Source organism: Bacteroides sp. (assembly GCF_052357945.1).
In the GTDB taxonomy this organism is placed as follows: domain Bacteria; phylum Bacteroidota; class Bacteroidia; order Bacteroidales; family Bacteroidaceae; genus Bacteroides.
This window is the reverse complement of record NZ_DAWCXD010000156.1, coordinates 1-10,509: the sequence shown is the minus strand read 5'-3', so window position 1 is coordinate 10,509 and position 10,509 is coordinate 1. Positions and strand designations below refer to the sequence as shown.

The following is a 10,509-nucleotide window of genomic DNA, read 5'->3' as shown; positions in this document are numbered from 1 at the left end:
AATGATACAAATTATGCTGAACAGGGTCAAATGATAAATTCAAAACAGGTTCTAAATGATTGAAACAAACTCTTTGATTTTTGTAAAGCATCGCTTTAAGTAGGCTAAAGCTATGCTTTGCATACTCTAAAGCATAGCTTTACATTCACCAAACAAGTACACGGGGAAAGGGCGGTTGAATCAGCTATCCTTCACCTTGTATATACCTATTCATCAGCCTTTACAACAAAAGATGAAGGGGACAACATCATACTCTTTTTTGTATATCAGTAAATGAGTAAGGATATTCTGTATTCATCGTATTCATATATTCGACACTGAATTTTAAATATTGCACTTTTGCCTCATTTACCATATTCATTTTTGTCAGAGACTGAATTGCATAACAAAGAGCCTCATCATTTATAGGATCAATATAAAATAAACTCTCACAAAGTGCAACAACTATCTTATACGCTTCTTTTTTAAAACAATTTTCGATCTCAATCAATAATACTGGTTCTAATTTTTGCTCAAGATTTCCTTTGAAAGAATCGAACTCTAGCATATCAATTGACCGAAGAAACTTCCCGCGAGATACAATTCCAATTAGTTCTGTCGCATTTCCTCCAGTATTATTTATCATCAAAAGTTTGACGCAAGCAAGATAATCACAATAAAATTCATCCGTGTATTCAATCCTGAACAAACCTTTATCATATACAAGTTCAATTCCATCAATTTCTTTTAAGATTCCTCTTACATGATTAATGGCAACCCCACGTGAATTTTTCACCTTATCTTCAGATTTACCGGACCAAAACAATTCACTTAACCTTTGTGATGAGATACCTCCTTTAGGGCTATATTGAAGAATTGATAAGAATACCTGTTTTAATTTGGTACTAAACATATAGGTTATATCCTTATTTTGCCTGTCACGTACCATAAACTCCCCAAACAAATAAACGCTATTAGCTTTTACTGAATTTTGTTCCAAGGAAGTGGAACATTTTACATTTACTGGATTTATAACAGTTTTTTTATCATTTGCTCCTTGTTTCTCATGGGAACGACGTCTGATAAAAAAGATCAAAGCAGATATAATTACTATAACTAATAATATAAGTAATGCTATCAATATTTGGAAAGTAAATTCACTATTTCTACTGTGAGGTATGTATGCACTCAATGACGCATGACTTATCGGAGGAAAAGCCAATGAATACACACCCACACTGGAAGATATATCATCGTCGTCAAATTCCTGAACCACCGCAAAGAGTTTATTGAGTTTGTCACTATAATACAAATTAGCTTTCGTTTTTATCTTTTCGGAACGTATAGGTATAGAGTCACCCAATATTTGGAAAGTTCCGTCTTTGAATGCGAAACGATATAATTTGAGATAAGTATTAGAACAATGTTCCGGATAACAAAGCGTATAAAAATAAGAATCATCCTGAATAACCATTTCTCTTACAGGAACTATGTTTTCTCTATTCCATGGTATTTCCCACAGCTTGGAAACCGTGTTATTGTTCAAGTCTACTTTATGCAAATCATAATAATATTGACGTCCCACAATTTGCTCGCCCGATTCATTACCCATACCTCCATATATATAGAGAGAATTGTTATCCTTACGGTATCCCATTGATGAAAAATAGCGTGGTTCTATTCGGTCTCCTTCCAAAACTACCGAATCCAGTCTGTTTTTGTTATAATTATACACATACAGTTCTTTACTATAGTATATGTCTCCAAAACCACCGAATATGAAATGACGTTCATTCTCCCGATCATAAGCAACACTATGGTGATGAAGTTGCATGGGTAAGTTTTCATTGCTCACTACCATCCATTCTTTCGTCCGCAAGTCCAAAGTTGCAACTGTCGGTTCGCCAGCATCATCTACATGAACTTCATATACATAAAGTTTATTAGCTTCACTATTCCAAAAATTTGTTCCCAGAAAAATATCGATAGGACATTTATTTGCAAAACTACTATATATTACATCACCCGAATACAAATTATAAGTAATAAGAGTATCTTTATTAAATATGTAGATGTTATCCGTAAGATCATCAAAATTATAGCCTGCTACACTAGAAGATGCAAATTTATATTTTTGAATCCAATTATAAGACTCATTTATGAGCCATATCGGATTACTAACTTGTCCAAATATTTTTCCCTCAATAGTATGCACCTCCTCTCCTTCACTTTCATCTAAAGGAAAGTTGTACTGTTGTTTATCATCAGAAATTATAAGTTGTCTTATCGAGAAAATTGGCACATCAATCATATAATCACTCTTTCCAAAATAGATGTTTGGAGTCCATTTAGAAGGTAGTTCAAGGTTGTTCACAAAAAACTTTTGTTGCTTGATTGCAAGACATAAAGAATCTTTTAGTAAATCAAATTCTATTGATACTGGAAACCAACGAGATGCTACTAAATCTTTAGTCTCAAATTTGACAGCAATGAGACTATTCTTTCCTTCTTCGTTTAATTTAAACACAGAGAATACACCATCGTTATAATAAGATAAATTATAAATCTTATTATTTTCATTCTTTATCCTAATGATATAACCTAAACGAGAAGGACGAGTCAATGACATTTCAAAACTTATATTAAACTTATCCAAAAACTGAATAGGTATGTCATTAAAAACATTGTAAGATGTACGCTCATCAATGGAATAATCGTTCCCTTTAAATTCTAATCCTTGCCCATATAAGGTAGGTGATAAGAAAAATATACTTATTATAACTATAATATGGCAAGATGATAACTTCATAACATTTCATTTGTGTGTTTCTAATCAAAAAATTAAATACAAATTTAAAATAAAATATCAAATAACAATAAGCTTAGCTCCTTTAATATTCATTTTTTTTTCAAAATCATTCTCCAAGAAGAAATAATCATAACTAGTATCTCTCCTATTTCTAAATAAACTACTATTAAAGAAGCGTTTAGTTCCACAGTGATATATCCATGTATCATATTTATAGAAAAAAACTTCTGTATATGTTTACGTTAATGAAAAGCAATGAACTCTCAACATTATTGATATATCAAAATATTGACTTTAAATGGCAAAGATTAATGTATTTCCTAGATAAATAACCGCTTTTTAACCTATAAATTAACCATCATGGTCTTTTTTTGCCAAAAATTATACAACGAATTATAATGCATATAAAAATCAAAAAAAAGAAAAACACATTTGACAATTCCGGTAAACTTACAATACATAGATATTTAATTATGAAAAACAAAAAACTTTATTTTGAATTGCGTATGAAACTAATGAAAAACTTACGAACATTTACGTTCTTTATGTTAGTGGGAGTTATCGCTTTCACAACTAGTTCGTGTAGCGACGACGATGATTCGACCAAGTCCGACTATGGCACTGTAACAGGTATGGTAACTGACGAAAACAACGCATCTATCAGTGGTGTTGCAGTTACTATTTCTGATGTCGAAGGTTCTACAGCTACTGGTGCCGATGGAAAGTACTCTTTCTCCAATGTACCTATGGATAAACGTACCATTACATTTACCAAAAAAGATTATCTGACTACCAGCGCAACTGTTTTAGCCGGCAAGTTCGATGCTAATAAGGTAGCATCTATAAGTATTCAGATGCTAAGTGCAGCAGCAAAGGTTATGGGTACTGTAACTGATGCTAAGAACAACAATGCTCCTCTTGCAGGGGTAACAGTAAAACTGGGTTCATTGACTACAACTACCGCTAATGATGGTACATACTTATTTGAAAGTCTCATTATTGATGATTATTCTATTACATTTAGTAAAACCGGTTATGTAGCAGTTTCAAAGGATATCAAGAAAGCCCAGTTTATAGATAAGATAGCCACTCTCGATATTCGTCTGGGTGGAGTAGAAGTATTGCCAGGTTTAACAGCTGATGATTTGAAAGAGGCTGATAAATGGCTTTATAATGAATACAGAGGCGGAAAAAATGCTGATAGCTATCCTCATTGGGATTGGTCAACCGATTATATGTGTACTTTGAGTTTCTGGGGCAATATGGAAGAACAGCCTGAAGGAACCACTCTAAGAATTAGAAATACGGGGGATGAACAAAAAAATCCGGCCAATCTGGATGCATTTGATTCTTATACTTATGGCAGCAAGAAGATTACGGAAGACAACAAGATATTGTCATTAAGAATCCGTACTCATGGTGCAGATGACAAGGCTCCAGCGTATTTTGGAGTACAAGTAGTAGATCTTTCTACTGCAGAACCTGTAGCTGTGAAAGTGGAAGAAACCAAAACCTGTGGTTCGCAAAGTTATACTGATTATGATTTCGACTTAAGCGACTATGTTGGAAAAGAAGTTATTATAGCTATCGGAATCTATCGTACCGCAACAGGTGATTATTGGAAACAATTGGTTCTTCGCGCTATACGCTTCGCTCCACAAAAAGTCGAAGGATGGAACTGGTTGCCCGGCACCGCTATCACAGGTTTGGAAGAATGGAAGTTAACTGCAGAAATGGTCCGTTCAACAATGGTTCAAACAACTAAATTATTCACTGGAATAAGCCCCATTCGCGGTGGTAGCGGCGATTATTATGCAGCATACCGTGAGTGGCGAAATGTAAATCATATAGCCTATTGTTGGGCATTTATGCCGACAGTAAAAGACCCAGAAGTATTCCCCAGTGAAGGTTATCTGATAAAAACAACAGGGAACGGAGCCGCTAATACCAATAAACCTGAGGCCTACTTCTATGCTAAATTTGCAATTGCAGAAGGAAATAATAAATTAACGTTGAAAACCCGCACGTTTGGTGATCAATGGACATTCTTTAAACTTACTGTTATCAAAGAAGACGGAACATTCATCAATCTAAATCCAATATCTAATACGGCCAGAGAAGCAGCTGCTGCAGAAAATGGTTGTTGGAAGTTCAAACATGATGCAGGAGGTCCGGACAATCCGAATACCTATGCTACATTCGTATACGACCTGGCTCAATTTAACGGCAGTAATGTAGTGTTAGCCATAGGCGTATTTAATGGAGAAAAGAGCAGCAATGAAAATAAGCTGGTATTCCACAGCGTCGAATTAAACTAAAAAAAGACCCTGTTCTTACTCGAATCTTTTGCTTGTTTGCCTATTTATCAGGCTAAAGATTCGAGTAGCAACCAGTTCATACTGAATAAAAACATAACTAAATTTTAATAATTATCATTATGATGAAAACACAACGTGCAAAAAAAATGCAATATCTGTATTCTTGCATTCTTATGGTGTTTCTTCTGACTTTGAGCTCACCATCATGGGCGCAGAAAAGAACCATATCAGGTATTGTTACAGATGAAACCAATGAACCTGTAATCGGGGCCAATGTTGTAATCAAAAACACAACCGTAGGTACGATAACCGGTATAGATGGTCAATATCGTATTGAAGCTCCGGATAATGCTACTCTGGTATTCTCTTTTATTGGCTATAATTCTATAGAAGAAAAAGTGAATGGACGTACACAAATCAATGTTTCTATGAAATCCAACGACATCACTCTTAGTGATGTAGTAATTGTGGGATATGGTGTACAGAAAAAAGTAAGCCTTACCGGTGCAATAGCAGGAATAAGGAGCACTGACTTGATAAAAACAAAAAATGAGAATCCACAGAATATGCTTACCGGCAAAATTTCCGGCGTACGTGTATGGCAAAAAAGTGCCGAGCCCGGATCTTATAGTAATAACTTCGACATTCGTGGTTATGATGCTCCGCTGGTCATCATTGATGGCATTCCTCGTGACGTACAAGACTTTCAGCGTTTGAATGCTAATGATATCGATGATATTTCTGTACTGAAAGATGCTTCAGCTGCTATCTACGGTGTACGTTCTGCCAATGGTGTAGTATTAGTAACTACTAAAAAAGGGTCAAAAGAGGGGAAAACAAAAGTCTCATACAATGGATCGTTTACCATACAACAACCCTCTGACATGCCTAAGCTTGCCGATCCTTATGGAACAATGACCTTGTATAACGAAAAAGCGATGAATAAAGTAGAGGGTGGAAATATTGTATATGGTGAAGATCAATTCGAAGCTTTCCGCAATGGTTCGCGTCGTGCTACAGATTGGAATTCATTAATCTTCTCGGATCATTCTCCTCAGACTCAACATGATATAAGTATCTCCGGAGGAAATGATAAGACCCAATATTATGTTGGTATGGGATACTTCTATCAGGAGGGATTCTTTAAATCAGGAGATTTGAATTATGAAAAATATAATATTCGCTCCAATATCTCGACTAAGATTCTTAAAGGATTGACTTTCGAACTCAATCTTAGTGCTTTTCTTGATGAACGAAATTCTCCATATCACGGTTCCGCTGATATCATTCGCAACTATTGGTCGCAAGGAGTATTATTCCCCGCATATGCCGACCCTGAAAATACAATGTTAAATTATGAAGGATTGGCATTGGAAAATAATACAGTTGCCTTTATGACCTCCGACGTATCCGGATATAAGAAAAACAGACAGAAGAATATCCAATCGTCAGCATCACTCAATTACGACTTTGGCACGATAACGCCAGTTTTGCAAGGTTTATCGGCAAAAGCATTGTTTAGTTACGATTACCGAATGGACAATAATGAAAGCTACCGTAAGGAATATTATCAATATGCTTATGATGCATTGAATGATACTTACAATCAAAAATTATACAACAATAGCTCTCCGAGTAATCTCCTTCGAGAAATGTACGATAAACAGCAAACTCTTGCCCAGTTTATATTAAACTATAATCGCACATTCGGAGAACATTCTATAAGCGGATTAGTTGGCTGGGAAACTCAGAAACGCCAGGGAGATAATTTCTATGCACAACGCAACCTTGCCTTTAGCACTCCATATCTTTTTGTAGGTGAAGATACAGCCCAAAAAGGAGGAATGAAATCAGGTAATTCCGACTTGTACGAGGAAGCCAATTCAGCTCTGATAGGTAGATTGAATTATGCGTATGGAAGCCGTTATCTAGTTGAAGCCCAATTCCGTTATGACGGGTCATCCAAATTTGCAAAAGGAAACAAATGGGGATTCTTCCCTTCAATATCTGCCGGATGGCGCATCTCTGAAGAACCATTCTTCAAATCAATATCAGCCCTTTCTTTTGTAAATCAGCTAAAACTGCGCGCCAGCTACGGTGTATTAGGAGATGATTTAAGTAATAATTGGAATTATGAATGGGCACAAGGATATAACTATCCTGCTACCAGCGGAAATGCTGATAAAGGTTATTATAATCAATATGCTCCAGGATTTGTTTTTGGCGATAAATTCGTTAATGCCGCTTCGCCAAAGCCTATTCCTAATGAGGGTATCTCATGGTACGAGTCAAGAACATTCGACTTTGGTGTAGACTTTGAGGGATGGGATGGCTTATTCGGCTTTGTGATTGATTACTTCGATCGTCGCCGTAAAAACATGTTTGCCCGCAGTAGTGGAGGTTTACCTACAGTTGTAGGTGCTGAAGCCCCATTAGAGAACGTTAACAGTGACCGTCAATTTGGTATAGATCTGGAACTTACACATCGCAATACAATAGGAGATTTTTCTTATAAGGTAAAAGCGATAGGTACCATTACTCGTAGAAAACACATGACTGCAGTCGATAAAGGACCTTGGTCCAGTTCTTACGACAGATGGCGCAATGATAATTTGAATAACCGTTATCAAGGTGTACAATTCGGTTATAATTCAGCAGGACGCTACACTGACTGGAACGATATCTGGACATATCCTATTTATAAAGATCGAGATGTACTTCCCGGAGACTATAAATATACAGACTGGAATGGAGATGGTGAAATCAATGGACAGGATGAACATCCTTTTGCTTTCGACCAAACACCTTGGTTAAACTACAGTTTGAATTTGGATTTATCATATAAGAATTTTGACCTGAATATTTTATTTCAAGGTTCTGCCCTCGGTTCGATGGAATATAAAGAACCCTTGTACAGTATATGGGGCGAAAACGGTGGAGGCGCTTTAGAGCAATACCTAGATCGTTGGCATCCGACAGATCCTCAAGCTGACCCATATGATCCGAATACAAAATGGGTAAGCGGTTACTATGGATATACAGGGCACTCTCCAAAAGGGAACTCTGAATTCAATCGTGTCAGCACAGCTTATTTACGTCTTAAGAGTGTAGAAATTGGCTATACCCTGCCTCGAATAAAGGCATTATCAACAATGAACCTTCGTATATTTGCCAATGCTTACAATCTATTCACAATAACAGGTGTGAAATTTGTTGACCCGGAACATCCTGACGACGATCTGGGTAGAATGTATCCATTAAACAAAACCTATACAGTAGGAATGTCTCTTTCTTTTTAAGGTTTTGGATAAAAAAATAATTAAAAAATTATCTATATGAAAAAGATATTTATATTATCATTGTTTAGTCTCTTATTATTCAGTGGTTGCAACGATCTGGGTATTGCCCCTAAGAATCTCATTACCGATAAAGATTTACTATCGAGTGAATCGGGAATGGATATTTATATGGCACGAATGTACAGTAATATGCCTTTCGAAGATTTTAAATACACGGCAAAATGGGGATTTGATTTCAACTCCTGGTTAGGAGCTTTTGGTATTGAAGGAACAGGTGAAGCTGTTGGCAGAGACAACTGCCAAGCCTTTACAGGTGAAGAGACCCAATATTGGGAAAAATCATTTCCTATGTTACGTGATGCCAATTTTTTAATTGAAAATCTACCGAAATACGAAGCTAATTTTGCCGGTACTGTGTATAACCACTACATGGGTGAAGCTTATTTTGTCAGAGCTTTTGTGTTCTATACAATGGCAAAACGTTATGGTGGTGTGCCACTAGTAACAAAAGTTATACAATATCCGGCTGACGAAAGTACTCTGGAAGTTCCCCGTTCCTCGGAAGAAGATACATGGAATCAGGTGTTATCTGACTTTGACACAGCAATATCATTATTGAGTAATAAACCGCTAAAGGATGGTTTTTCAAGCAAATATATCGCATTAGCTTTCAAATCCGAAGCCATGCTATATGCTGGATCTGTTGCTAAATATAATGAAAAAGTTCAGGGACGCCTTACAGGTTTGGGACGCAAAACAGGCGTTCGTGTAATCGGATTTGATGAAAGTCGATGGGAAAGTGCATCAAAAAAATATTTCACGGAAGCTTATAAATCAGCCAATGAAGTAATAAAAGATGGCGGATACGACCTTTACAAGAAAAAATGGGCAGCAAATGATAAAGAAGCTCAATACCAGAATATGGTAAATATGTTTAGTGACTTGGATAGTCCTGAAAATATATATGTGAGAAAATATATCTATCCCACCATTACACACGGATATGATGCTTATAGTGCTCCATTAATATTCCGTGCTCCGCTATCATCCGCCACTTGTCCTACTCTTGATTTTGTAGAATTATTTGATGGCTTCGCCCGTTACGCTGATGGAACAATGAAGGTAACTGATGGTGCTTCTAACACTGATGGTAAATATCTACTGTTTGACACACCAATGGATTTTTTTAGAAATGCAGAACCCCGCTTACGTGCCTATGTGATTTTCCCCGGAGATATGTTTAAAGGTAGACAAATTGAAATTAGAGCGGGAATATATACTGGGGAAACTCCTATCAAACCTTTTTTCAATGATTACTCCTATGCTAATGCCGACACTCGCTATCAGGGTTTGACAGCATATACCGGAAATCCAAAAAAGCTGTACCTAAGCCCTGGTATGGAAAATCAGGAAGTGGTGGATTACAAGAACGAAAAGATGACTGCAGGTGGAGAAAACGGTCCGTTCTATAACCAAGAAGAAGCCGCATTGACCGGATTTTACGGACGTAAATGGCTAAACCCAGATCCGTCATTTGTGGCAGGAGAAGGAAAATCAGCCCAACCTTTCATATTAATGCGCTATGCTGAGGTTCTGCTCAATGCAGCCGAAGCAGCTGTAGAATTATCCCTGTCCGGAGTAGCATCTCCTGACGGAAGTAATCTTCTTCAAGTAGCAACTAGAGCCGTAAATGATATCCGTGAACGTGCAGGGGCAACTCTGCTGACTAGTGATATAACAGCAACAGAAGGAGGACGTGACATCGTACGGAAAGAACGTCGGAAAGAATTAGCCTTCGAGCATAAAACAAAATGGGACCTACGTCGCTGGCGCGTGCAGCATTATGAAAATAGAGCGGGATTCTGGGGAGAAACAAAAGATAAAGATAAGTTTAGCAGTAATTCACGGTATCGTTTCCGTGGATTATATCCATTCTTCTCAACCCAGGCTGGCAAATATTTCTTCGATGCTCGTTTCCAATGGACTGCTAACAGAACAGCCGATTACAGTACAATTGACTACTACTTTGGAATACCGGGTGGACAAGTGACTAAGAGTCCGGTAATCGATCAGCAGCCTAATCGATAAAAGATAAGTGATATAA

4 protein-coding genes are annotated in these 10,509 nt (G+C 36.9%); 3 read left to right on the top strand and 1 reads right to left on the bottom strand.

The window, feature by feature from the left end; all coding sequences use genetic code 11:
- Positions 1-247: 247 nt before the first annotated feature.
- Complete coding sequence (locus ACT8YW_RS19540) at positions 248-2,788, bottom strand: Kelch repeat-containing protein (RefSeq protein WP_444106862.1); 2,541 nt, start codon at positions 2,786-2,788, stop codon at positions 248-250.
- A 473-nt stretch (positions 2,789-3,261) separates the two neighbouring features.
- Here ACT8YW_RS19540 and ACT8YW_RS19535 point away from each other — a divergent pair, with 473 nt between their 5' ends.
- From ACT8YW_RS19535 to ACT8YW_RS19525, 3 genes are all read left to right on the top strand, one after another.
- Positions 3,262-5,106 carry an MSCRAMM family protein gene (locus tag ACT8YW_RS19535; protein WP_444106861.1) on the top strand — a complete coding sequence of 615 codons (1,845 nt, stop codon included), beginning with the start codon at positions 3,262-3,264 and terminating at the stop codon, positions 5,104-5,106.
- Between the two features lie 119 nt (positions 5,107-5,225).
- Positions 5,226-8,405: a SusC/RagA family TonB-linked outer membrane protein gene (locus ACT8YW_RS19530; RefSeq protein ID WP_444106860.1), complete on the top strand. Its 3,180-nt coding sequence runs from the start codon at positions 5,226-5,228 to the stop codon at positions 8,403-8,405.
- Between the two features lie 36 nt (positions 8,406-8,441).
- Positions 8,442-10,493 (top strand): RagB/SusD family nutrient uptake outer membrane protein, encoded by a 2,052-nt coding sequence (locus tag ACT8YW_RS19525; protein WP_444106859.1) that lies wholly within the window; start codon positions 8,442-8,444, stop codon positions 10,491-10,493.
- Positions 10,494-10,509: the final 16 nt, after the last annotated feature.

Bases quoted from the DNA above. Each gene is read 5' to 3' on its own strand.
- ACT8YW_RS19540 (WP_444106862.1), bottom strand. From the start codon at position 2,788: ATGAAGTTATCATCTTGCCATATTATAGTTATAATAAGTATATTTTTC.
- ACT8YW_RS19535 (WP_444106861.1), top strand. From the start codon at position 3,262: ATGAAAAACAAAAAACTTTATTTTGAATTGCGTATGAAACTAATGAAA.
- ACT8YW_RS19530 (WP_444106860.1), top strand. From the start codon at position 5,226: ATGATGAAAACACAACGTGCAAAAAAAATGCAATATCTGTATTCTTGC.
- ACT8YW_RS19525 (WP_444106859.1), top strand. From the start codon at position 8,442: ATGAAAAAGATATTTATATTATCATTGTTTAGTCTCTTATTATTCAGT.